Here is a 25,563-nt window from a genome sequence, read left to right on the forward strand (position 1 = left end):
TGCCTCGCGCTCCTAGCCACCTTTTGAGTGAGCAAAAGGTGGCCCAAAACTCAGCCCGGACCCGTCGCTCGCGCTTTAAAAAGCGCGACCACTTCGTTCCGGCTGGGCCGTACGGGGCACTCGCTCCGCTAAGACCCCGCGCCGGCCCGACGCCTACACTCGTTGCGCCGCGTACGGGCCCCGAGAAGGACGAAGTGAAGGCTCGTCCAAAAACGAGATTATGAAATGTTTTTGGACTCGAAGGTAGGTTGTCTACACGGATTCTGGAATAGTTGCAAACAAACTACCTTCGAGCAAGTGAGCAACAATTACCTTGCTCATTTGCGAGCCTTCTTTTCGTTCCCCACGCTCTCCGGTGCCCAGCGAGTGAGAGAGCGAGGGTGTTCCGAGCGCGCCATGAGCCCGTGGCGATTTGCGCGCTCGCCGAGCGACGAACGAGCGAGCTTTGGGCACAAAGGGAGCGCGCCTTTCTTCTCCCCCATCTTCTTTTGGCGCTAAAAGAAGATGGGGTCCGGGCGCGGGGCGGATAGCCCCGCAACCATAGAATTACATTAAGGTTTTTATTATTTGGTTGGCGAGTAGCCCTATACACTACTAATAGATTGAGAACAGTAAAAAAATCATATACAATCGCTTTAAAATTACAACATTGTCATGGTAGTTTTTTGTAATTGTTGGCAATATCTTCGCCCTAACAACTTACAAAATTTTATTAGGATGTAAAATGCATATTGTAAAAAAAATATTAGATGAGGTAGGGAGAAAATTAAAAAGCAAATATAGTGTTTACGTCAATCCCGATGAATTGAAACAATTACAAGAACCTCTTGAATTTGAAGAAGGCAAGCTATGCAGGGGAAAATTTGAAAAACGCCAAGAGACATCAATAGATATCATAGAAAAAATATTAGATATCCATGGGAAGGGAGATATTGTTAAATTTTTAGGAAAACTTGCAAAGATTGAGCCTAAAATCCAAGATTTGCAACCATGGGTCAGAGACCACGTCGTTCATGCAATCAACACATTTCTTTTGGGCGTCTATTTTTTAGAAACTGTAGATTTCCCCACACCTGAACAATCACGCTTTGACTATCCATTCATGTGGAAGCTATGTGGGCCAACGCATGATTTAGGGTATCCAGTGGAAATTGCCAAAAACATAGATGTCCAATTTACAAACGAATTAAACGACATAATTAGGAAATCGGGTGCTCCTTCTCCGCAAGTCACATCAGACTTGTTGCCAACTAATCTCAACATGTTGTGTGGAGGCAGAGACTCAAATGCGCTTATACAACAGAGATTAAGAGAATGGGGGCTAGATATAGATATTGATGATTACTATAATTGGCTAAATAATCAAAATAAAACCGATCATGGTGTTATAAGCGCTTTGGCTCAATTAAAAGTTGTAGATGCCATTTATTGTGCTAATAATCCAAATAGAAAAACTGAAGATGTTGTATCTAATGATTTTAATTATAATCAAACCAATTTTGATTTAGACATCGTATCGGCATCTTCTGCTCTGTTTATACATAACATTGAGAGCTCATATGCTGGGTTTAAACAAAAAATATCTTTTGAATTAGCGCCGTTGGCCTTTCTTCTGTTTTTATGCGATACTTTGCAAGAATGGGATCGGTACGCCGAAAACAGGCCTGTATATTCTGGAGAAGACTTCAACTTAGCTTGCACCAGTAATTCAATCTCTATGTATATTCCTAAAGATATTGAGAAAAAAGTTTCTTCGATGTTGTCAAATAGGCTTGAAGGACTAACTATTTATATCAATGGGAATGTGGTAGTTAAGTAATAGGTTTTGACAATCAGAGGTAATCGCCTTACCCCTCTTCCCCCAGATACGCCTTTATGACCGCCGGGTTTTCTTTTATCTCCGCCGGGGGTGCCTTCGGCGATTTTCCGGCCGTAGTCGAGTACGTGGATGCGGTCGGAGATTGCACGACGCAGGTCGTGATTTTGCCCGCCCTGTTGGCTCCCTAGGAGGGTGATTATCTCCCCCTCGCCGACGCGGAGCGAGACGCCTTTGAGCGCCTCTATATTGCCGTAAAAAGTGTGAATCGACTCTATTTCGAGCATCTTTACCCGCTGTTTTAAAACATCGTGAAGAGGCGATACTAAAACTCCACGGTGAGAGCGTCAACCCTCAGAGCCCGGAAAGGGACTTTAACTGAGAAAAATGATAAAATCGCATTGCCAAAGGGAGTTTTCTCTCATAAAATAAAAACGTGCGGTATGTTTGATTCATTACCCTTACAGACGGCGTCTAACATGAGCGACTTCAAGAATCTGCAAGGCGAAGAGAAACCCTCACAGGTTTTTTCCCCTCCGAAAGGTTACGAGCCCTTCGAGAGCGTGAACTATTGCGGCCTGCGCGCCGTGAACGTCCGCTATTTCGTTGAGGCCGAGGGGTTTCCGCCCCTCCTCGTCGGAAAGGGAAGAACGCCGCAGGTATGGCTCGCCAAACTGACCGAAGACCCGCACGAGCCCTGGCAGTGGGCCGTCTCCGGCAACATCGCGGAAGACCCGGCTTTCAAGGTCAGGACCGACGACGTAAAAAGATCCGTCTCCGTCAAGAGAAGGGGCATACCCATCCTCACCGCCAGAGTCGGCCCCTTCAACGTCCTCACCGTCGATTACATCGATCTGCGGCCGATAGGCATCTACATCCACGGGGAAAACGGCGCGCTTTTCGCCTGCGACAACAAGATGTCGAATTGTGCGTATATGAACGTTCAGAACGTTTTCGACATCGGACCGCCACCTAAGAACTGACCACCCGGCTTCCTATTTCCGACGGCTTCGGCTTTTGCCGCAGAGCATCGTCGCTTCTCGGTCGCGCTCCTCGCCGTATAAACGATACTGTCTTCGTCGCGCTCGCTACGGGCTCCTTGCCTCGCGCCAAAATCCTGTGCCGTAGAGAAAACAAAGAACACGTCATTCCCGCGCAGGCGTGAATCCAGCGTCTTTTACGGTCTCGTAGGATGTGTTAGAGCAGCGTAACGCATCGATTGAAAGAGCCGTGGTCGGATTGAACAACGTGAAATCCGACAATTCACCCAGCCCCGCATCTTGCGGGGCTTTTTTGTTTTGGCGAAACGGAAGTTTTTTCATGCTCTGAATTGACCTTAAGGGAAACGATGGCATCCTTTTAAGCGTTGACGAAAATTTGCCGGTGAGATTGCGAAAGGGGTAAAAAATGAAAAAATTTTTCAGCAGCGTCGTCTTTTTGCTGTGCGTTTTCCTGCTGTTTCCGGCTTTGGCGAGCGCCCAGTCCACCCTCGACAAGATAAAGGCCAAGGGAGTCATCGTCGCGGGGGTTCTGAACGATTCTCCTCCCTTCAGCTTTATTGACATCAACGGCGCGATAATCGGTCTCGACCCCTCCTACCTCACGGCGGTCGCGGCCAGGCTCGGAGTCTCCCTTCAGCTCGTGGCGGTAAATCCTTCGGACCGCCTCAAGGCGCTTCTCGAAGGCCAGGTCGACATCCTCGCCGGAAACCTCACCCGCGACCCGGTTCGCGGCCTCGCGATGGATTTTTCGAAGACCTACCTGATCACGGGGCAGGGGTTTCTGGGCAGAAAAGGCGAGGTGAAGGAATTAAAGGATATTTTCGGCAAGAAACTCGGCGTCGTGGTGGGAACTCCCTCGGAAACCTGCGCCAGAAACGTCTGCGTCAACGTGGACATAGTGCCCTTCGACAACTACGGTCAGGCGCTGGCGGCGCTGGTAAACAGGGAGATCGTTGCGATAAGCACCGATCAGGCGATACTGGCCGATCTGATGCAGGCCCTGCCCTCGGACGAATTCGAGATTTCCGACCTCCTGATATCCGAGCAGCATTACGTTTTCGGCGCGAGAAAGGGCGATACCGCCTTTCTTGACAGGATAAATTCGATTATCGACGAGCTGGACAAGAGCGGCGAGGCGGATTCAATCTGGAACAAGTGGTTCACGCAAATAGGCGACCGCCCTCCGGCCGCCTACGGGTCGATAGTCAGAAAGGCCGCCAAACCCCCGCGCTATCTCGCCGTCGGCCTCAGCGGCTCTTTCATTCCCAAAGCTGTCGTCGCCGTCTACAACCTCGACGGTGATTTCATCGGCAACGGACAGGTCTCGTCGGTAATCGGCGACCAAGTCTATCTCGACGTCGATACGCCGATATACCAGCTTGTCATGCCGGGTTTTCTGGTAACCCAGAATGTCTCCACCGAGGTCGCCAAGAAGCTCACCTCCCACAAGGAGGGGGCGCTGCAGGCGGTAAAGGAACAGTCCGAGAAGGACGCGGCGGAGATTCAGGCCCGTATCGAAAAGGAAGGCGACGAGAAGATTAAAAGGGATCAGGAGATGTCGATGGAGAGAGAACGGAACAGGATGCAGATAGAGCGCGAGAGAAGGCTGTACTTCATGCAGCTTCGGCTGCTTCGCAACATTCCGTCCTCCCGTTTCGGCGGTTCCGGCGAACTCCGTATTTTCAGGGGCGTTGAAGAGTAAAAAAAGCAGCTTCTCTCACGAAGAACTTGAAAGGGTGCGTCTCGGGCGCGCCCTTTCAGGCTGTTGACAAAGTCATTTGTGGCGAAAAGAGAAGTTTTCCGCACAAAAAACAGAACAATAAGGGAGCAACAGGTCAACAGACTGAGATTGCGGCAAACACAGTATTTTCTTCGAGAACAAGGAAGGCGAGGAAAATGACCGGAGGAATACTCCTTTGTATTTTGAGGATCGTTTTTTGAGCCTGACGAAGTAAATCGGAGAAAAGACGAAGTTTGTCAGCAATCTGAAAGGGTGCGTCTCGGGCGCGCCCTTTTCCGTTTAAATGCGGTAATTCGATGCCGCCGGTTCAATACCCGTATTTTCGCGCTTCCGCATAGTACCTTTCGGCTTCGGCGGGCCGTCCGCGCGAGGCCAGCTCGTCTCCGGCGAACCTAAGGGCTCCGGCAAGGCCGTTCGGGTAACGCGACAGGGCCGAGAGCACCTCCGGGTTGCCGGGCCAGCGGCGGTAGTTTTCAATCCATTTCAGCGTGGCGCCAAGCCCGTCGCCCTTGGCGGACATGGCCTTCGCCGCGTAGATGGAAGCACCCTCGTCACCGGGAGAATCGGCAAGAACCAGATTCGCCACCCGAAGCGCGTTGTCGTAATCCCGCGAGTTCAGGTAGGCCGCTATAAGGCGTCCGGCGAGATCGGGGTAAAGAGGGTCGATTTCGAAGGCACGATTATAGTAGAGGGCTGCTTCCCGGGGGAGCCCCACGGATTGTTTAGCCTGGCCGATTCCGTTCTTCGCCATGGCGCTTTTGCCGCCGGAGTCTTTATCTACCTGGGTGAAGAGAGTGAGGGAGTCTTTCCAGTATCCCGCCCAAACGAAAGAAGACCAGAAAAGCGGTGCGGCTACCACAAGGGCAGTCAAAGCCCTGACGGTTTTGTGAACGTTCAGGCGCGCGGCGAGCCTGTCCGCCCCCCAGACGAAGGCTACGGCTACTCCCATATGAGGAATGTAACTGAAGCGGTCGGAGAAAAGCTGAAGGCCGGCGGGCAGTATCCCGCTGTTTGGGAGAAGGGCGGCGAGATACCAGAACCAGCCGAAGGCGAATTCGGGAACCTTTTCAGCATATTTTACGGCTAAAAAGGAGGTTGCGGCTATAAAGAGATACCCCGCTGCCGCCAGAGCTGTCGCCAGAGGATCGAGAGGCATGGAAGCCTGCATGAAGAGGCCCGAGGGCCAGAAAGTCCGCCAGAGATAGAAAAGATACGCCCTGGGCAGGTTGGCCGCGCCGAAAAGCAGCCGATTCACCCCGCCCCGCGACTCGGGCATGGCCCCCTGTTGGGTGTAGAGGGTAAGGAGAGCGAAAACGATGGAGAGCGCGATAAAGGGCCATTTCTCGATAGCGAGTTTGAGAATCGCCTTCCTGCTTTCGCGCCACTTTCCTTCAGGAAAGCGTTTCAGGGGCCAGAAGTCAATGATGAGGAGCACGGGCGGGAGGATTATCAGCACCGGCTTCGCCATGCAGCCCAAAAGAGCCAGCCCGAAAGCCGCCGCCAGCCACACCTTCCGCTCTGTCTTGGTGTAGCGGACCCAGGAAAGAAGGGTGAGGAGGAAGAAGAAGACAGCCAGCACGTCCTTCCTCTCCGTTATCCAGGCCACGGACTCCGTTCTCAGCGGATGAACGGTAAATAAAAGGGCTGCGAAAAAACTTTTGGCGGCTGAACCCGTAGAGTACCGGAGAAAGAGAAAAAAAAGACCGGCGTTCAGGGCCGCGAAAATGACGTTGGTCCGGTGAAAACCCCCGGGGATCGCGTCCCAAAGGCTTACGTCGGCCATGTAGGATATCCAGGTAACGGGTATCCAGAAACTGTCGTAGACCGTGGTGAAGGCGCTCCAGACTGCGGAGGCGGAGAGCCCGCCGTTTACCAGCGGGTTTTTGGTGGTGTAGTGGGCGTCGTCGAGATTAATCAGAGCGAAGTCGAAGGTTTTCCAGTAAATCGCAAAGGTCAGCGCAGCGAGAAAAACAAAGGCAAGCGCCGCCCAGTCCCATTCCGGCAGGCTGCCCTTGGCGGTCGGCGAGGTGGCTTCGTTTTCCCGGCATCCGGCCTTTCTTTCACAACTGACTTTTTTTGGTCGCATGGCTTCCTGCCGGCTTAAGCGCATCAGTGAAAAAACGGTCAGCGGCTTTCTTCGACGGGCGCTTTCGCCTTCTCTCCTACTCCGCCCTCTATCTTCACGGTATAGGTGGGATAGGCGAAGTCGAGGTCCATCGAGTCGAAGATGCGCTGTATCTCCCCAAGAACCTTGCTCCCGTACTGTGCGGAGGCGGGCCAGTCGGGCAACTTCACCTGAAACCAGACCCGAACGACCTTGGACTGCTTGTCCAGCCTGTCGAGATAGACGTAAGTCTGGCCGGGGATGACCTCGGGCTTTGCCAGAAGGTGCTCCTTTAACCTGGAGATGAGCTCTTCTATCTTATCGGCTTTTACCGCGTAGGGGAGGTCGAGATCCCACTTGTAGACGAATCTCGTTCGCCCGAAGTTGTTTTTCACCGCCTTGGTTATGAATTCGGCATTGGGGATCGTCACGATGGCGAGGTCGCTGGAAAGCTCCATCGAGGTGCGGAAGACGCCTATCTTTGTGACAGTTCCGGACCACTTTTCAAACTCTATGGCCTGCCCCTCGTCAAAGATTCCCGTGGAGTAGATGTACATTCTGCCTACGATGTTGGCGAGGGGGTCCTTTACGGCGAGGGCAAGGGCGATGCCGCCGATGCCGAGAGAGGCCCAGATCGCCTTCAGGTCCACGCCGAGGTTTGAAAGGGTGGTGAGGAGGGCCAGAAGGATGATGACCATCCCCGCGACCTCGCTGACCTGACGCTTTATCCGCGCCACCTGCCGGACAGTAGCGGCTATCTCGGCCTCGTCGGCTCCCTCCGCCGTTTTCTTTTTTACGTACTCTTCGGCCATCAGGTCGGCCCCGCCCCTGATCAGGCGGTAAGCCGCGACGAAGAAGGTGAAAACGACGCCCGCCGTCAGCGCCCGGTTGGTCCACAGGATAGCTTTCGGCGAAAGGACGAGTCCCTCCCTCGCGAGCGTCATGCCGCCGACGACGACCAGCCATACGGCGGGGCCTTTGACAGCGTCGATTATTACGTCGTCCCACTTCGATTCGGTCTTCTCGACCCATTTGGCAACGTGCTTGAGGATTATCAGGCGGGCGATGCGCGCCGCCGCCCAGGCCCCCGCCACGAACCCGAGGAAGATGGCGTAGGCCGATACGGGATTGCCGTAAAATTCGCTTTGCATGAAATCCATAAATCCGCCTCCAAACTATAAATTCCCTGGAGGAGAGATTAATCACCGGGAGCGCCGTTGGCAAGCTATTTGGGTAACCGCCGAAGACCGGAAAAATGGTCGTTGACCGTTTAAAACAACTGATTTAATCTATCGATTAAAACACTCTGAAGGGAGAGCCATATTGGAAGACGCCGTAGACTACGCCGGGCGGGACTGGAATCACGAGTCCACCCGCGACCGCATATTTTCAACCGCAAAGAGACTTTTCTCGAAAAACGGTTTTACCGGAACCTCCATACGCGACATAACCGAGGAGGCCGGGGTAAACGTCGCGGCGGTCAATTACCACTTCGGCGGCAAGGAGAACCTCTACCTTGAGATACTCGCCGAAAGGACTAAATACTGGCAGGGCGCAAGAATGGAAGCCATTTCCAGGGCGGTTGAGGGGACGGACAACCCCAAAGCCGCTCTTGAAGCCGGTATACGCGCCTTTGTCCGCTTCAACCTCGCTTCGATCGTCTCCAGCGAGGACTGCGCCGAGGACTGTGCCCTCTTTTTCCGGGAGATATCGTCTCCCGGCCTCGGTTTTGAAATCATAATGAGAGAGCTCATAGCGCCCACCCGGAAGGCGATTCACGACCTCCTCGCCGGAGTGATTCCGGGCATAACGCAGGAATCCTCCTTCCTCGTCCTTTCTTCGATGATCGGGCAGATGACCCATTTCGTGCGCTCCCGCCGGGTCGTGACAAAGGCTCTGGGGCGCGAGTACGACGCCGAACTGATCGACAAAATCTGTGAACACATCGTCGCCTTCTCGATGGGCGGACTTCGCGCATACGGGGTTGAATGAAAATGAAAAGGATATTACCTGGATTTTTGGCGGCGCTCGTGTCCGTGACTCTGCTGGGCTGCGTAGCCGGACCCGAGAGGGCGAGGGACGTTTCCCCCTCGGCCTCCCAGCCGTGGACCCCTCCCGCAAGGGAGGCGGAAGCAAAGGGAGTAAAGCCAGCCTACGAGATACCCTCCGAACTCGCCCAAAAGAAGTGGGGGCTAAAAGAGGTTCTGGAGGTCTCTCTGGCGAACAACCCCGCCACCCGCGCGGCCTGGCACGACGCAAAAGCAGCCGCAGCCAGGGAAGGCATCGCAAGTTCAGCCGAATTGCCGAAGGTGACCGCCTCGGCGGGACTCAATTACAAGGAGACGAACGACACCGGCAAGGATTTCGTCTCGAAGCAGACCTCGCTCGCCCCTGCGCTCACGCTTTCCTGGCTCCTTCTGGATTTCGGTTCCCGCGATGCCTCCGAAGAGAGCGCCAGAAGCGCCCTTCTGGCCGCCAACTGGACGCAGAACAAGGTGATTCAGGACACGGTTCTCCAGACCTCCAGGGCCTACTACCTCTACCTTTCCACGAAGGCGCTCCTTTCGGCCAGGCAAAAGAACCTCGAGAGGGCCGAGACGATACTTAAGGCCGCCGAGGCCCGCCACGAAGCCGGAGTCGCCACGAAGGCCGACGTCCTTTCGGCGCGCACCGCGGTCTCCCAGGCGAAGCTCGCTCTCCAGACGGTGGAGGGGCAGATAGCCACCACGCGGGGCGGCCTCGCCTCGGCGATGGGGCTTCCGGCGAACCTCCCCTTCGACATCGAGGAGCTTCCGGGGAACGTTCCCTTTGAAAGCGTCGCCGGAAACGTAGATTCCCTCATCGAGGAGGCGCTCGACCGAAGGCCCGATCTCTTCGCGGCGAGGGAACAGGCGAAGGCCGCCTCGGCGCAGGTCGCCAAGGCGAGAGGGGATGGGCTTCCCACCCTTTCCCTGAACGCCTCCACCGGCGTCACCTGGTACGACGTGAACGAGAGCAAGAAAAACACGGCCGTGGACAGGCGCGAGGATTCCTACTCCGTCGGCCTTCTCCTTCAATACCCCCTTTTCACCGGCTATTACGACACCTACAACGTCGAGCGGGCGAGGGAGGAGGCAAAGAGCGCGAAGGAGAGGGAGAGGGGACTGGCGCAGCAGATTATCTTTCAGGTCTACGCGGGTTATTACACTCTCGTCACCGCCGGAGAGAAGGTAAAGACCTCCGACGACCTTCTAACCAGCGCGCAGGAGGCCGAAGAGGTCGCCCTCGGCCGCTATCAGGAGGGCGTAGGCACGATAGTCGATCTCCTCACGGCGCAGGCGGCCCTCTTTGACGCCCGCTCGCAGGGGGTGCAGACGAGGTGGGAGTGGTACACCTCTCTAGCCCAACTCGCGCACGACACGGGTCTTCTCGGCCTTCACGGCGAATCAAACCTGTAAATCCAATGAATTTATGCCACTGCCAAAAGGCGGTTAAGTATTCAGGAGCAGTGATGACGAAAAAACTTTTCTCGGGTTACCGGGCTTTGGCGGTTGTGCTGCTGCTGGCCTTTGCACTCTTCGCATTAACCGGCTGTTCAAAAAAGGAGGGGGACAAGGGAACCGCTCCGTCCGCCGCGTCTCCCCAGTCCGCCTCTCCCGGCGCGGCAAAACGCCCGCCGGTCCCGGTTGTCGTCGCGAAGGCCCAAAAGGCCGATTTCCCGGTGTCGGTGAACGTGGTCGGCACCGTCGAGCCTCTGCGCTCCTCTCAGGTCCGCTCCCAGATCGGCGGTCTCATCACCGAGGTGCGCTTCAGGGAGGGCGACGCCGTCAAAAGCGGGCAGGTGCTCTTCCAGATCGACCCGAGGCCGATAAAAGGGAACATCAAGCAGCTCGAAGCCGAGCTTTCGCGCTGGGAAGCGCAGGCGAGGAGCGCCGAGTCGCAGCTTCGCGCCCTCGAAGCGCAGGCGAAGACCGCCGAGTCGCAGGTGCGCACCACCGAGGCTCAGGCAAAGGTCGCAGAGGCGCAGTCGAAGACCGCCGAAGCGCAGGCCAGCCTCGCCGGGGCGCAGGAAAAACGTTATCAGACCCTGATGGAGAAGGATTTCGTCACAAAGGAGCAGTTCGAGCAGGTAAAGACAGGCTCGACCGCCGCCGAATCCTCTCTTACCGCAAGCAAGGCGACCATTGAGGCAACCCGTTCCAGCGCGGAGGCTTCCCGCTCCAACGCCGAGGCGCTAAGGGCCCAGGTGGAGGCGGCGAGAGCTTCGGTCGAGTCGGCGAAAGCTTCGGGTGAGGCGACCGGAGCCGCTATCGAGAACGCGAAAATCCAGCTCGGCTACACAACCCTCACCGCGCCCTTTTCCGGCCTCGCCGGTTCTATTTCGGCGAGGGCAGGCGACCTCGTAAAGGCCAACGACGCGAGCCTCGTCACCCTGAACCAGCTAAACCCGATACTTGTCCGCTTCGCCATTCCCGAGGGTGACCTCCCGGACGTGATGCGCTACAGGAAGGAAGGGACGCTGAAAGTCAAGGCCGAGCTTCCCGGCCGCCTTGGCGAAACGCGCGAGGGCAAGATAGTCTTCGTGGACAACGCCGTTGACCGCGCCACCGGCACCATAGCGCTTAAGGCGGAGTTCGAGAATTCCGACGGGGCTCTCTGGCCGGGCCAGTTCACCAACCTTCGCCTCACTCTCTACACCCTCGGCGGCGCGGTGCTCGCGCCCTCCCCAGCGATTCAGACCGGGCAGAAGGGGCCGTACCTCTACGTCGTCGGCGCGGACATGACCGCATCCCTCCGTCCCGTCAGGCCGGGGCCCTCGGAAGGCTCTCTGACCGTGATCGAAGAGGGACTGGCCGCCGACGAGACCGTCGTCGTGGACGGGCAGCTAAGGCTCACTCCCGGCGCTACGGTTATGATCAAGCCGCCCGTGGGCGCTACGTCCGAAACCTCAAAGGAAGCCGCCAAGTGAGCGTCTCCGGCCTCTTTATAAAGCGCCCGGTCATGACGACCCTCCTCATGCTGGGCATAATCCTCTTCGGCGCGATGGCGTACAGATATCTGCCCGTCAACGACCTGCCGAACGTCGATTTCCCCACCATTCAGGTCAACGCCAGTCTCTCGGGAGCTAACCCGGAGACGATGGCCTCCGCCGTCGCCACCCCGCTGGAAAAGCAGTTTTCGACGATAGCGGGCATCGACCAGATGACCTCCAGTTCGTCCACCGGCTCGACCTCGATAACCATGACCTTCAACCTCGACAGGGATATCGACGCGGCGGCGCAGGACGTTCAGGCGGCGATAGCCAAGACCCTTTCGCAACTTCCCCGCGAGATAACCACGCCTTCCTACCAGAAGGTCAACCCGGCCGACCAGCCCATACTCTTTCTGGCTCTCAGTTCCGACACCCTTCCTCTTCCGGCGCTGAACGAGTACGCCGATACCATGATAGCGCAGAGGGTCTCCACCCTTCCCGGCGTGGCGCAGGTGCAGATCTACGGTTCTCAGAAATACGCCGTGAGAATAAAGCTCGATCCGAAGCTGCTCGCGACAAAGGGAATCGGCATCGAAGAGGTAGCGAGCGCGGTGCGCCTCGGCAACGTCAACATGCCCACCGGCACCCTCTGGGGACCCGATCAGGCGCTCATGATACGCGCCACGGGGCAGCTTGAGGACGCAAAGGGTTTCCGGCAGCTTATTGTCGCCTATAGGGGCGGCTCCCCGGTGCGCCTTGCCGACCTCGGCGAGGTCTACGACAGCGTCCAGAACGACAAGGTCGCGAGCTGGTTCGTGAAGGACCGCGCCATCGTGCTGGCCATCCAGCGCCAGCCCGGCACCAACACCGTCGCCGTCGCCGATTCGGTGAAAAATACCCTCGGCTCAATACTCGAACAACTCCCGGCCTCGGTAAAGGTGGACGTGCTCTATGACCGCTCCCAGTCCATCCGCGCCTCGGTGGACGAGGTCAAGTTCACTCTCATACTGACCTTCTTCCTCGTAATACTGGTCATCTTCGTATTCCTCCGAAACCTCTCGGCCACTCTCATACCCAGCGTCGCGCTGCCTCTCTCCATAGTCGGCACCTTCGCCGCGATGTATTTCTTCGGTTTCAGCATAGACAATCTCTCGCTGATGGCGCTGACCCTTTCGCTGGGTTTCGTCGTTGACGACGCCATAGTCATGCTCGAAAACATCGTCCGCCATATGGAGATGGGGAAAAATCCCTTCAAGGCGGCGGAGGACGGGGCAAAAGAGGTCGGCTTCACGATCATCTCGATGACGATCTCCCTTGCGGCGGTCTTTATCCCCCTCGTTTTCATGAGCGGCATCATCGGGAGGCTCTTTCGGGAGTTCGCGGTAGTCATAAGCGTCGCCATCCTCATCTCCGGCGTCGTCTCCCTTACCCTTACGCCGATGCTCTGCAGCCGCTTCCTCAAAAGCCACGCCGGGGTGAAACACGGCCCGCTTTTCCAGTTCTTCGAGAAAGGGTTCGACCTCAGCCTGCGGTACTACGAACGGAGCCTTCGCTGGTTCGTCCGCCACAGGAAGACCGCGCTGGTCTTTTCGCTGCTCATCCTGCTCGGGACGGTTCAGCTTGCGAGGATGGTGCCCAAGGGGTTTTTGCCGAGCGAAGACATAAACATGATCTCCGGCATCACCGAGGGAGCCGAGGGCATCTCTTTCGATTCGATGGTGAAGCACCAGCAGGCGGTTGGGGAGGTTGTCGCCAAAAACCCCAACGTCGCCGCCTTCATGTCCTCCGCCGGTTCGGGAAGCTCCTCGAATCAGGGCAGAATGTTCCTTCGCCTGAAAGACCGCGAGGAGAGAACAACGAGCGCCACGGAGGTAATCGAACAGCTTCGCCCCGAACTGGGTCAGATTCCCGGAATCAGGGCCTTCTTCATGGTGCCGCCGCCCATACGCCTCAGCGGAACCTTCTCCAAGGCCAGCTACCAGTATACCCTTCAGGGACCAAGCCTCGACAGCCTCTACGAATCGGCTCCCGCGCTGGAGGCCAGGCTCCGTGAAAACCCGCTCCTCATGGACGTGACGAGCGACCTCCTGCTCAAGAACCCGCAGGTTACGGTGGAAATCGACCGCGACAGGGCCAGCGCCCTCGGAATCTCCGCCGACCAGATCGAAAACACCCTTTACTACGCCTACGGGGCGCGCCAGGTCTCGACCATCTACACGCCTACCAACCAGTACTGGGTAATAATGCAGGTGCTTCCGCAGTACCAGCTCGACCCGGCGGGGCTGGACATCCTGTACGTCAGGAACACAAGGGGCGATCAGGTGCCGCTCTCCGTCGTAACGTCTCTGAAACGGTCGATAGGACCGCTTTCGGTCAACCACGCCGGACAGCTACCCGCTGTGACAATCTCCTTCAACACCAGGCCCGGAGTATCCCTGGGCGACGCCGTCGCCTCGGTGCAGAAGACCGCCGGAGAGGTTCTCCCCTCCGAAATCACGGGCTCCTTCAGCGGCACCGCCCAGGCCTTTCAGTCCTCCCAGGCGGGCATGGCGACTCTCCTGCTGCTCGCCATACTGGTCATCTACATGGTCCTCGGCATCCTTTACGAGAGTTTCATACACCCGCTTACGATTCTCTCCGGACTTCCCTTCGCCGGATTCGGAGCGCTGCTGACGCTGTATCTGTTCAAGATGGAACTGAACGTCTACAGTTACGTCGGCCTCATCATGCTCATCGGCGTCGTCAAGAAGAACGCCATCATGATGGTGGATTTCGCCATCGAGGCGGAGCGCAAGGAGGGCAAGGAGCCGATGGAGGCGATACTGGAGGCGTGCGTAATCCGCTTTCGGCCGATCATGATGACGACGATGGCCGCGCTGATGGGAACCTTGCCGATAGCGCTCGGTTACGGCGCGGGCGCGGAATCCAGAAGGCCGCTGGGCCTCGCTGTCGTCGGCGGACTGGCTTTCTCGCAGTTCATCACCCTTTACGTCACCCCGGTCTTCTACACCTATCTCGACGGCGCGCAGCGCAGGATGAAAAACCTTTTCAGGGGGAAAAAAGAGCAGCAGCATCACGTGTGATTTTCTGCTCAGGCTGGTATAAAGTCCTGAGAGATCGGATTTTTCAAAAAGTCAGCCAGCGGAGCTAAAGATGAGCCCGAAGAACAGACATCCCGACAAGGTCTGCCAGATATGCGGCGCAACCTCCGAACTCCAGCCCGCCGTCATGGTCCGCCCCGTCATTGGCGAACTGATACGCAAGGCGACGGGAAACTGGAACGAAAAGGGGTGGGTCTGCGACAGGGACCTTCGGAAATTCAGGCACGTTTACGTCGAAGACCTTCTTGAGGAAGAGCGCGGCGAGTTGACCCTGATCGAAAGGGAGGTGCTGGAGAGTCTCCGGGAGCATGAGACGATATCCAAAAACCCCGAGGTGGATTTCGAGTCGGCTCTCACCTTCGGCGAAAGACTCTCCGACAGGATAGCGAATTTCGGCGGAAGCTGGGCATTCCTCATAGCCTTTTTTCTGGTCATAGCCGCGTGGATTGTCGTCAACTCCTACCTGGTCATGGCCAGGCCCTTCGATCCCTACCCCTTTATCCTTCTTAACCTCATTCTCTCCTGCCTCGCCGCCGTGCAGGCCCCGATAATCATGATGAGCCAGAACAGGCAGGAGGACCGCGACCGTATACGCGCCTCAAACGATTATCAGGTTAACCTCAAGGCAGAGCTTGAGATACGCCACCTCCACCAGAAGCTCGACCACATCATGTCGAAGCAGTGGGAGCGGCTTGTGGAGATACAGGAAGTGCAGCTTGAGCTTATCGACGAGCTCCGAAAGAAGGGCCGGGAAAAAGCGTAAGTAACTTAACTTCTTTTTCATCGTAAAACAGGCTTACGGTATGAGCCGCAGTTGCGGCGTTACGGCAAAAGGAGGGGAGTTCGATGAAGAAGGTGCTGTCCGCCCTTGTCTTTCTCGCTCTTTTGGCGGGCTGCTCCGCCCAGCCGGGGGGAGAGAAATACGCCGAAAACCAGAATTTCGCCTGGAGCGTCTCCCTGAACGCGCCCGAATGCTACGACGGCGGCCTGACCGTCACCTTCGGCCCCGACAGCGACGCCGACAAGACCCTCGATTCCTCCGAAGCGCGCAACAGCCTCTCTTTTTGCGATCAGTCCGGCCAAAAGGCCGTCGCCGAAGTCAGCGAGATCCCTCCGGGCGAGGATTGCCCCGGCGGAGGGGTTCTGCTCGAAAGCGGAATCGACCTCGACGGAGATTCCGCCCTCGACTTCGGCGAGAGGGATTTCAACCGCAAGTTCTGCTACGGCGACCCCGCCGACGCGGACAACGACGCCTATTCCACCCTCGATTTCTCCCAAAAACCGCTCGATTGCGACGATAACGATTCTTCGGTCCATCCCGGCGCGGTCGAAACCTGCGACGGGAAGGATAACGACTGCGACAGCCTAGTGGACGAAGGTCCCGACTCCGACGGCGACCGCACGGCCTCCTGCTGCGACCCCGACGACTCGGACGCAGAGATATATCCCGGCGCTACCGAGCTTTGCGACGGCAAGGACAATGACGGCGACGGGACGAAGGACGAAGGGTTCGACGCCGACGGCGACTCCTACGCTTCCTGCTTCGACTGCGACGACGCAGACTGGGCCAGACACCCCGGCGCGCCGGACGCCACTCGAAACGGCATCGACGAAGACTGCAGCGGAGGGGACGGACCTCCGGTAATCGACCTTGACTCCGACGGCGCGGACGACGATTTCGCCGACAACTGCAAGGGTGTTTTCAACCCCTCCCAGGCCGACGCCGACTCGGACGGCGCGGGAGACGCCTGCGACAATTGTCCCGCCGTCCAGAACGCCGGGCAGGAAGACGCCGGGGGCGACGGAATCGGCGACGCCTGCGACCGCTGCCTTCTCGGCCTCCAGAACTGCGGCGACCTGAACCCCTGCACCAGCGAAAGCTGCGTTTCCACGGCTCCCGGCCTCGCCGAGTGCATCACCTCCTACCTTGAAACCTCCTGCGACGACAACAACCCCTGCACCGTGAACGACGCCTGCGGCGGCGGGCTGTGCGCGGGCGCGGAAGGAATTCTCTGCGACGACGGAAACCTTCTGACTCTCGACTCCTGCACCCCCCTCACCGGCGAATGCGTCAACACCCCGCCCGATTGCGGCGACCTAAGCCCCTGCACAAACGACGGCTGGTCGGAAACTCTGGGCGTCTGCGTCAATGAGCCCCTCGTCTGCGACGATTTAAACCCCCTCACGGCGGACTCCTGCGCCCCCGACACGGGGGAATGCGTCTTCACCCCCCCGGAGTGCGGGGACCTAAATCCCTGCACCGCCGATTCGTGGTCGCCGGAGGCGGGGATCTGCCTGAACGCGCCGGTGGTTTGCGACGATTTAAATCCGCTTACCACGGATTCCTGCGACTCTCTGGAGGGCAAGTGCGTCTTTATTCCGCCCGCTTGCGGGGACGACAACCCCTGCACCGAGGATTCGTGGTCGGCCCAAGCCGGACAGTGCGTCTTTGAACCGGCGGTCTGCGACGATCTGAACGTTCTCACCACCGATTCCTGCGACCCTCTGGCGGGCGGCTGCGTCTTCACCCCGCCCGATTGCGGCGACGATAACCCCTGCACCGAGGACTCCTGGTCGGCATCCGAGGGAATCTGCCTCCATACCGCAGCCTCCTGCGACGACGCGAACGCCTGCACCCTCGACGGCTGCTCTCCTGAAACAGGCTGCTATCACACGCAGGTCACCTGCGACGACGGCGTTTACTGTACCTCCGATTACTGCTTGACCACGCAGGGCTGTCGCGCCATTGCGAATGGCGGCCTTTGCTACGACGGTTCAATCGACACCATCGATACCTGCTCGCCGCTGGACAGTCTTGCCGACGCCAAAGGTTGTGTCCACACCCCTGTTATAACCCAGGCTTGCTCGGATTCCTCTGAATGCACGGGAGAGGGGGAATTCTGTCTAAAGCCCGATGGGCAGTGCGCAGGGGCCGGAACATGCACCTCTTTTCTGGTTGCCTGCATCCAGAGTGTGGACCCCGTCTGCGGCTGCGACGGGATTACCTACCCGAATTACTGCACCGCCGTGCAGTCGGGGGTCTCAATCGCCTACATGGGCGTGTGCCAAATCGACACAGTGCGCCCCGTTAAAGCGGAGTAGTTGCTCAACCCTAAAAATAATAAAGCCTGCCGTGTCCGGCAGGCTTTATTACGTATTGGCGGCAAATTCTTTCGTCAGGATTTTCTTAAAACATCCTTTACCGATTTCTCCCCAAGCTGTTCGGCGAGCGCAATGATGATTCCTTCGGGGCCGCGGAGATAGCAGAGCAAATATATATTCTCATAGTTCACCACCTCGCCGATAAGTTCTGCTCCGTGTTTCTTGAGGCGAGCAATGGTGTCATTGATATCAGTGACAGCGAACATAACGCGCAGGTAGCCCAGAGCGTTCACAGGAGCGTTCCGATGATCGGAGACTACAGGCGGGGTGAGAAATCGCGAGAGCTCAAGCCGGCTGTGGCCATCGGGGGTGACCATCATGGCGATCTCGACTTGCTGGTTGCCGAGTCCGGTAACGCGCCCGGCCCATTCTCCTTCGACTGTGGCTCGCCCCTCAAGCTTCAGGCCAAGCTCGGTGAAAAAAGAGATGGCCTCATCGAGGGATTCTACCACGATGCCAACATTGTCCATCCGTAGCAATTTACTTTTTGAGGTCATATATTTTCCCGTTAGCGTTATTTTACCAAATCTTCCATTGGAACGCTTTGGCGGCAAATTCTCTTAAATTTTAATTATACTCCTGTTACCTTCTTCAAGCTTCGATTTTGGCCGAAATACAAGGAGTCCGCAGAGAGCGTGGCGAGACAGTATGCGGCAATACGGCGAGCCGTCGGAGGCGGATATGGGAACGTGGACGGTTAAGATAGAAGTGAATTAAGTATACTGTCATAATTCAGGCAATTAAGTATACTGCCCCAATTCAGCCTCAATTCAGCCTAATTAAGTATACTGCCCCAATTCAGCCTCCCCCAATTCAGCCGTCCTGGGGCGCTATACTAAGTCAATTATATTAGGTGGCTGCTACTTCTTGAGACCAAGACTTTCTTGCATCATTTGCTGCTAATAGGTGTGGAAGCTGTGCCTGTGTACCGAATACTGGCCTCCATCGTTTTTATGTCAGGGTTTTTTACAGAATGCGATCTATTGACGTTAATTTCTACTTCAGTACGCACTCTCGGTTTGTACCGCAACATGATGATCATACCCATAGCAGCGAAAATCACACCTGGACTTGCATTTACAAGTTTTGACGAAATTGACCCGGCCCTGAAAATCCAGTCAACGGAACCAGAAAGGCCCAGGAAAGATGCTAAAGCCCCAGACAAAAAAGCTACACCTCCAATACACATACCAAGTAGATTCCCTTCACGAAAGGTACGAATAGTTGGCGTAAGTGATTCAAGAGCACGTAATAGCTGGGCAATATCTGGATCTTGGAGGTCGTTAGTGGGCTGCATAGGCATCTTGTCCTCCTTTACTAGTCGCGTAGGTCGGATTGAGGTACGAAAGCCGACACTTCATTAGCTGTTTTACGTTCTAATTTTCGCGCGGTTCTCGTTGACGTCTTCCGCTGGTTTTTCCTGTTTCGCGTTTGAGGTTTTGTCGGCTTTCGTTCCTCAAGCCGACCTACGTGTCTCACCCCAACCCCTGTTACCTTCTTCAAGCTTCGATTTTGGCCGAAATACAAGGAGTCCGCAGAGAGCGTGGCGAGACAGTATGCGGCAATACGGCGAGCCACGCGAACGAGAAACGACGCGGTGGTTCGGCCAAAGGCGAAGCTTGATGGCGGAGGGGCAGGGATTCGAACCCTGGGATGCTTTCACATCAACGGTTTTCAAGACCGTCGCCTTAAACCGCTCGGCCACCCCTCCGCACTTTTCTTCGAGATTTTGAATACTACAGTAAACAAACGACGCCGGGCAAGTGACTTGGGGTCTTCTCGCCGGAAAATCATGCTTCGTCAAAACGCGGCCGGAACGCCCCGGTCGTTTTGCCCAAAAGCAGGCGGTTTGGAAATACCGCGGTAAACTGGGGGTTACGAAGGCGGTTCCAGGGGGTTTGCAGAGGAGGTCTGAATATGTCTAAAAGCCTTAGCCTGAAAATAACTCCGCATCTTTGGTACGACAAAGAGGCCGTAGAGGCGGCCGAATTCTACGTCTCCGTGTTCCCTGATTCCAGAATCACGAACGTGACGACGCTACGCGACACCCCGTCCGGAGACTGCGACGTGGTTTCGTTCGAGCTCGCCGGACAGCCGTTCATGGCCATAAGCGCCGGGCCTTTGTTCAGGTTCAACGAGTCCGTCTCCTTCATGGTGAATTGCGATACCCAGGAGGAAATCGACTACTACTGGGGAAAACTTTCCGCAGTCCCCGAAGCCGAGCAGTGCGGCTGGCTCAAGGACAAATACGGGCTTTCGTGGCAGATTGTCCCAACCGCCCTTGGCGAGATTATGCGAAGCAAAGACGAAAAGAAGATAGCCCGGGTAACCCAGGCTTTCCTCAAAATGAAAAAATTAGATATAGCGGCGCTTAAGCGGGCGGCGGAGGGAAAATAATCAGCTCCCTCATTGTCGTTTCTTGTCAGAGACGCTCGCGGGTATTTGTGAAGCTCGCAGCCTCTCAGGGATTTACCCAGCGGTCCGGCGACCGCCACAGCCGCGCCAGCAAAAGCCCGCGTATGTGCTCGAACTCTTTGGGAAGGTGGTCGTAGAGCTTCATGAAAAGCCCTTCGTGGGCAACGAATTCCTCCAGCCACGCCTCGCGTTCGATGCTCATCAGCTTGACGAAGCTTTCCATCGGAAAATCGAGCCCGCGCCAGTCGATGTCGTCGTGGAAGGGCATGTAGCCGATGGGGCTGTGAATCGACCGTCCCTGCCCCTCGCACCTGTCAACGACCCATTTTAAGACGCGCATGTTTTCGCCGAAGCCGGGCCACATGAATTTTCCGTGCTCATCCTTGCGGAACCAGTTGACGAGAAAGATGCGGGGCGGATCGGGCACGGCGTGTCCCATCGTCAGCCAGTGGCTGATGTAATCGCCCATGTTGTAGCCGCAGAAGGGGAGCATGGCGAAGGGGTCGCGCCGCACCTCGCCGATCTTGCCCGCCGCCGCCGCGGTGGTCTCCGAGCCCATCGCCGCAGCGAGGTAGACGCCGAAATCCCAGTTGAAGGCTCCCAGGACGAGCGGAGCCGTATTGCTCCTTCGGCCGCCGAAGATTACGGCGGAGACGGGGACGCCCTCAGGCTTTTCCCAGTCGGGATCGATGGAGGGGCACTGGCGGGCTGGGGCGGTGAAGCGGGAATTCGGATGCGCGGCGGGCCGCCCGCAGCCGGGAGTCCACTCCCTGCCTGTCCAGTCGGTGAGCTCGGGGGGAGGCGTTTCCGTCAGTCCCTCCCACCAGACGTCGCCGTCGGGGGTGAGCGCGACGTTGGTGAAGAGGCAGTTTTTCTTCATCGTCGTCATGGCGTTGGGGTTGGAGTGCCAGTTGGTGCCGGGCACGACGCCGAAGAAGCCCGCCTCGGGATTGATAGCGTAGAATTTGCCGTCCTGGCCGGGCTGTATCCAGGCGATGTCGTCGCCAACGGTCGTAACCTCCCACCCCTCGAAGGCCGGGGGAGGGATGAGCATCGCGAAGTTAGTCTTTCCGCAGGCGCTGGGGAACGCGCCGACCACGTAAAGCTTTTCCCCCTTGGGGGGTTTGACGCCCAGAATCAGCATGTGCTCGGCCAGCCACCCCTCGTCGCGCGCCATCACGGAGGCGATGCGCAGGGCGAAGCATTTCTTGCCCAAAAGAGCGTTGCCGCCGTAGCCGCTGCCGAAGGACCATATCTCGCGTTCCTCCGGGAAATGGCTGATGTATTTCTGATCCTTGTTGCAGGGCCAAGGCACGTCGGGCTGGCCCGGAGCCAGAGGCATGCCGACGGAGTGGAGACACTTGACGAAATCGCCGTCCTCTTTAAGCTGGTCGAGCACCGCCGACCCCATGCGTGTCATTATCCGCATCGAAACCGCCACGTAGGCCGAATCGGTCAGCTCGACGCCAAGGCGGGAGAGCGGTGAGCCCAGCGGCCCCATGCAGAAGGGCGTCACGTACATCGTGCGCCCGCGCATGCAGCCGTAGAAGAGCCCGTTCAGCTTCGCCTTCATCTTCGCCGGGTCCATCCAGTTGTTGGTGGGCCCCGCGTCAACCTTCTTCTGGCTGCAGACAAAGGTGCGGTCCTCCACCCTCGCCACGTCGCTCGGATCGGACCAAGCCAGATAACACCCCGGCCGCTTCTCCTCGCTCAGTTTGCGAAAGGTTCCCGAGCGCACCAGCTCGGCGCAGAGAGTCTCGTATTCCTCGTCGGAGCCGTCGCACCAGTGTATGCGGTCGGGCTGGGTCAGGGCGGCTACTTCGGCCACCCAGGAGAGCAGTTTTTGATGCCGTGACTGGGGAGAGTCTTTTTGCCTGGATGAAATCGGAGAACTGGTCATCTTTTAATCTTCCGCTTTCATTGAAAGAGTTGAACAAAATGAATGCGGACACATGATTACACATTGCGGCGCGAAAACGGATAAAAAAATTTCAGACTGTGGGTGGATTGCAGAGCAGACAGGGCGGGGCGACCGGAAGCTTTCAAAGAGGTTTTGGCCGGAAGCGGTGTTTCGTTAGATCTAAATGAATACCATTTCACGCCTGATTATTAAGTTGCATTTTTAAGTATCTTTTCGCCTTGGTGTACGTAAATTGTCTGAATAGGCCGCCACCGTAAACGAATCAGGTCACGTTGCGATAATATTTTCATCCGGGGGCTGAATTTTGGGTGAACGGACTGAAAGACACCGAGTGAAAGCCGCATCGCGCCGGAACCGATAACCGGAGCGGGCGGCTTTCTTTAGTTTCAGAGGGAGGAATCTCATGAGGCGGATACTGTCTTTGCTTTCCTTTGTGGCCATTGTACTTCTGGCCTCCTGCAGCGACGGGGGCGGGAAAACCGCGAACGATGGGAGCCTTTCCCAGAAGACAGGTACAGTGGGCGCGGAGGGCGGCAGCATAGTCACCGGCGACGGGTCTTCGGTGGCGGTCGATCCCTCGGTCCTCGCCTCTGCTGCGCCTCTGACTGTTACCGTGCGCGAGGCCGCCGCCGGGGAACTGGGTGAAGGCGTCACGGCGGAATCTAAAGTCGTCGAACTCAGCATGCCCTATGACGCTCTCAGTGCGCCTTCCGAAAACCCGGAGGGAGAGGCTGCCGGTATTGCCATCGACATCCCGATGGACTCCCTGGCTTCCAGAAGCGCCGCCGTTCCGGGCGATCTTCTGATGGTCTACATAACCGTCGAGGTTGACGGAACGGTTATAGGCAGACTCGCCGCTCCGGCGGTCGCGGACGAAAGCGGGAAGACGACAGCCTTCATCCACAATAAATATCTGGAGGATCAGGGCGCAATAACTGCGAGAAACGCCGAAGAAGCAACCCCGCAGGTTTTGAACATCAGGTCGGTGATCGTCAATTCGGGAGAGCAGGCCGCGGCCCTCGAAGCGGGACTCGGCGGAGGAAAGCTCTACCGGGTCACGGGTTTTACCGGCGGCAACGCGGAGTATTTCGACACCGGCGACTCCGTCGTATCTTACGGCGGAAAGCAGGCCCTTATTCTTGTGCACGGCATCGACGCGGCGGCGGGCAATTTCGGCTCCTTCTGGTCCACGGACAACATCCCCGGCAACCTGACGCCCTACTGGAACGATTTTCTGGAGTATTTCTATTCCGGTAATCTAGCCGAAAAGTTCGACCTCTATGGTTTCGTCTACTACCTGGGCGATCCCCTGGCCAGAAGCGGCAACAATCTGGCGCTAAAGATAGCGGATAAACTCGATGCCTATCCCAGCGCGGTGATCTTAAGCCACTCCGTGGGCGGTCTCGTGGCGCGTTCGGCGCTCTCGGACACCACCGGTTTCACCTCCGAGCCCGACCCCGGAGTAAAAGACGAGGTAAGAGGCAAAGTATCCAGAATCATCACTCTGGCGACGCCTCACCGGGGAACTCCCCTGGCGAGCCCCGAATTTCAGACCCTCACCAGAACCGACGGTTCGACCTCAAGCAACTGGCAGGTAGCGATGCCCGCCAACCTCTCAGAACTGATAAACGGAACCGAGGGCGGCAGGGACCTTGCCTGGGACGGCGTCATGGGCGGAGCCGCTCCCGCCGACACCTCCGCCAATTTTATTTACAGACTGAACGAAAACACCGGTTTCGACAGCCGCATCGTAGCTCTTGGCTCCTGGGATCTGTCGGGCAGCGGCCACGGGATCTACAACTCACTGCACAAGCTGATGCGGGAAGCGGGTTACGAAAACGACGGCGTTGTCCCGGAAAACTCCTCCCTCTTCCGGTCGACGCCAGAACAAAGCAGGGCGCTCAGGACCTGGTCGATTCTCGATTACGACCACAGCCAGATGAAGGAGGGCAAACCCGATTCCACAGCGCTGCTGGATGAGGTAAAAGAGGAACTGCTGGCGGCCTGGAAACTGAACGAGGTCGTAACCTTCGCCGATCCCAACCTTGAAGCGTGCGTCAGGGAACACCTGGAAAATACCACGGAGCCGCTCACATATGCACTCCTCGAACCCCTCACGTTCCTTTCCTGCGACGAACGATCGATAGTCTCCCTCGGCGGCATCGAAGCCTTTGTTAATCTGAATACCCTATACCTCTGGCGAAACCAGATAAGCGACCTCTCCCCGCTTTCGGGGCTGACCAATCTCACTGGCATTGGTCTCGGGAACAACCTGATAAGCGATGTTTCCCCGCTCTCGGGGTTGACGAAACTGACCACGCTTGGTCTTTTCTACAATCAGATAAGCGACATCTCGCCTCTTTCAGACATGACGGACCTTACATATCTCGAATTATGGCACAATCAGATCATCGACGTTTCGCCTCTCTCAAGCATGACAAACCTTACCAGACTTGGCATTTCGGAAAACAAGGTCGTAGATATTGCGTCTGTTACCGGAATGACGGAATTGACTTTCCTGGACCTTGGAGACAACCAAATAGTCGATATTTCGCCTTTGGCCGACAAGACCAAATTGACCTTCCTTGTCCTCTTCAAGAACCAGATCGGTGACTTTTCTCCGGTTTCTAACCTTACCGGTCTTAAGTACCTGTACCTCTCCATGAACAATTCCAGCGATATTTCGCCTATCTCAGGTTTGACGAACCTGGAGCATCTCGTCATAACCGCACTCAACCTGAACGATATCTCACCGGTAGCAGGACTGACGAAATTGAAAGTGCTCCATTTTTACCACAACCAGATAAGCGACATCTCGCCCCTTGCCGGTCTGACCAACCTGACGGAACTAAACTTTTACGGGAACGTCGTCAGCGACATCTCTCCTCTCTCAGGTCTGACGAACCTCAAGGTGCTCTCCCTCAACTTCAACCGGGTCGCCGATATCTCCGCTCTTTCCGGCATGACGGCCATGTCGTCTCTCTCCCTCGCCGGCAACTATATAAGCGATACTTCGCCCCTCGTCGGCATGGCGGGTTTGGCCACCCTTTACCTGAACTCAAACAGGCTCAGCGACGTTACTCCCCTGTCCAGCCTTAAGAGCCTCGTCAATCTGAACCTGTCGTCCAACTGCATAGCGGATATCTCCCCCGTCAGTTTCGTACCGAACCTCGATTGGGAGCCGCAATTCCTCTCCTGCGGGCCGTCCGGGTCTGCTTTGTCCTCAGTGGCGCTTATTGACTTTGATCAGGAGACCGAACTTCAGATGCTTGAGCGGCTATTGAGCGAGGCGCGTGCACAATACGGGGACGATCGCCTGAACAGGCATTGAGCGAGTCTTTAGGGCAGGAA

Annotated in this window: 17 protein-coding genes, 1 tRNA gene and 1 pseudogene; 11 read left to right on the plus strand and 8 right to left on the minus strand. The window is 56.9% G+C overall.

What is annotated here, in order from left to right; all coding sequences use genetic code 11:
• Positions 1-724 precede the first annotated feature (724 nt).
• Positions 725-1,819, plus strand: coding sequence for a hypothetical protein (locus EPN96_02330; protein ID TAL18146.1), 1,095 nt, complete (start codon positions 725-727; stop codon positions 1,817-1,819).
• Between the two features lie 28 nt (positions 1,820-1,847).
• Here EPN96_02330 and EPN96_02335 read toward each other — a convergent pair whose 3' ends face one another.
• Positions 1,848-1,982 (minus strand): hypothetical protein, encoded by a 135-nt coding sequence (locus EPN96_02335; GenBank protein ID TAL18250.1) that lies wholly within the window; start codon positions 1,980-1,982, stop codon positions 1,848-1,850.
• 16 nt (positions 1,983-1,998) lie between these two features.
• Positions 1,999-2,103, minus strand: a pseudogene (locus tag EPN96_02340) (ABC transporter ATP-binding protein).
• A gap of 192 nt (positions 2,104-2,295) precedes the next feature.
• Here EPN96_02340 and EPN96_02345 point away from each other — a divergent pair.
• Together EPN96_02345 and EPN96_02350 are read left to right on the plus strand one after the other, a co-directional pair.
• On the plus strand, positions 2,296-2,799 hold the full coding sequence (locus EPN96_02345; protein TAL18147.1) for a hypothetical protein: 504 nt from the start codon (positions 2,296-2,298) through the stop codon (positions 2,797-2,799).
• A 424-nt stretch (positions 2,800-3,223) separates the two neighbouring features.
• Positions 3,224-4,519: a transporter substrate-binding domain-containing protein gene (locus EPN96_02350; protein ID TAL18148.1), complete on the plus strand. Its 1,296-nt coding sequence runs from the start codon at positions 3,224-3,226 to the stop codon at positions 4,517-4,519.
• 346 nt (positions 4,520-4,865) lie between these two features.
• Here the strand turns inward: EPN96_02350 and EPN96_02355 are convergent, their stop codons facing one another.
• Together EPN96_02355 and EPN96_02360 are read right to left on the minus strand one after the other, a co-directional pair.
• Positions 4,866-6,668 (minus strand): tetratricopeptide repeat protein, encoded by a 1,803-nt coding sequence (locus EPN96_02355; GenBank protein TAL18149.1) that lies wholly within the window; start codon positions 6,666-6,668, stop codon positions 4,866-4,868.
• Positions 6,669-6,682: 14 nt separating this feature from the next.
• On the minus strand, positions 6,683-7,822 hold the full coding sequence (locus EPN96_02360; GenBank protein TAL18150.1) for a mechanosensitive ion channel: 1,140 nt from the start codon (positions 7,820-7,822) through the stop codon (positions 6,683-6,685).
• A gap of 163 nt (positions 7,823-7,985) precedes the next feature.
• Here EPN96_02360 and EPN96_02365 point away from each other — a divergent pair, with 163 nt between their 5' ends.
• The 6 genes from EPN96_02365 (at position 7,986) to EPN96_02390 (ending at position 17,816) form a co-directional block, all read left to right on the plus strand.
• Positions 7,986-8,654: a TetR/AcrR family transcriptional regulator gene (locus EPN96_02365; protein TAL18151.1), complete on the plus strand. Its 669-nt coding sequence runs from the start codon at positions 7,986-7,988 to the stop codon at positions 8,652-8,654.
• A complete protein-coding gene (locus EPN96_02370) occupies positions 8,651-10,099 on the plus strand; it encodes a TolC family protein (GenBank protein TAL18152.1) in 1,449 nt (482 codons plus the stop codon). The genes EPN96_02365 and EPN96_02370 overlap by 4 nt, the downstream gene beginning before the upstream one ends.
• 5 nt (positions 10,100-10,104) lie before the next feature.
• Positions 10,105-11,610, plus strand: a complete 1,506-nt coding sequence (locus EPN96_02375) for an efflux RND transporter periplasmic adaptor subunit (GenBank protein TAL18153.1) — start codon at positions 10,105-10,107, stop codon at positions 11,608-11,610.
• Positions 11,607-14,696 carry an efflux RND transporter permease subunit gene (locus EPN96_02380; protein TAL18154.1) on the plus strand — a complete coding sequence of 1,030 codons (3,090 nt, stop codon included), beginning with the start codon at positions 11,607-11,609 and terminating at the stop codon, positions 14,694-14,696. The genes EPN96_02375 and EPN96_02380 overlap by 4 nt, the downstream gene beginning before the upstream one ends.
• Before the next feature lie 70 nt (positions 14,697-14,766).
• Positions 14,767-15,477: a DUF1003 domain-containing protein gene (locus EPN96_02385; GenBank protein ID TAL18155.1), complete on the plus strand. Its 711-nt coding sequence runs from the start codon at positions 14,767-14,769 to the stop codon at positions 15,475-15,477.
• 83 nt (positions 15,478-15,560) lie between these two features.
• The gene (locus tag EPN96_02390) at positions 15,561-17,816 is read left to right on the plus strand and encodes a hypothetical protein (GenBank protein ID TAL18156.1); all 2,256 of its coding nucleotides are present in this window, start codon (positions 15,561-15,563) and stop codon (positions 17,814-17,816) included.
• Positions 17,817-17,890: 74 nt separating this feature from the next.
• Here the strand turns inward: EPN96_02390 and EPN96_02395 are convergent, their stop codons facing one another.
• From EPN96_02395 to EPN96_02405, 3 genes are all read right to left on the minus strand, one after another.
• A complete protein-coding gene (locus EPN96_02395; GenBank protein TAL18157.1) occupies positions 17,891-18,373 on the minus strand; it encodes a VOC family protein in 483 nt (160 codons plus the stop codon).
• A gap of 392 nt (positions 18,374-18,765) precedes the next feature.
• A complete protein-coding gene (locus EPN96_02400; protein ID TAL18158.1) occupies positions 18,766-19,179 on the minus strand; it encodes a hypothetical protein in 414 nt (137 codons plus the stop codon).
• A 320-nt stretch (positions 19,180-19,499) separates the two neighbouring features.
• Positions 19,500-19,587 (minus strand) — tRNA-Ser (locus EPN96_02405).
• Positions 19,588-19,793: 206 nt separating this feature from the next.
• On the opposite strand from EPN96_02405, the gene EPN96_02410 reads away from it, so the two are divergent.
• Positions 19,794-20,273, plus strand: coding sequence for a VOC family protein (locus EPN96_02410; GenBank protein ID TAL18159.1), 480 nt, complete (start codon positions 19,794-19,796; stop codon positions 20,271-20,273).
• A gap of 64 nt (positions 20,274-20,337) precedes the next feature.
• Here the strand turns inward: EPN96_02410 and EPN96_02415 are convergent, their stop codons facing one another.
• Positions 20,338-22,191 (minus strand): phosphoenolpyruvate carboxykinase (GTP), encoded by a 1,854-nt coding sequence (locus EPN96_02415; GenBank protein TAL18160.1) that lies wholly within the window; start codon positions 22,189-22,191, stop codon positions 20,338-20,340.
• 424 nt (positions 22,192-22,615) lie between these two features.
• Here EPN96_02415 and EPN96_02420 point away from each other — a divergent pair, with 424 nt between their 5' ends.
• Positions 22,616-25,543 carry a hypothetical protein gene (locus tag EPN96_02420; GenBank protein ID TAL18161.1) on the plus strand — a complete coding sequence of 976 codons (2,928 nt, stop codon included), beginning with the start codon at positions 22,616-22,618 and terminating at the stop codon, positions 25,541-25,543.
• The last annotated feature ends 20 nt before the right edge of the window (positions 25,544-25,563 follow it).

It is taken from the genome of bacterium, assembly GCA_004322275.1.
GTDB lineage: Bacteria > Desulfobacterota > Deferrisomatia > Deferrisomatales > BM512 > SCTA01.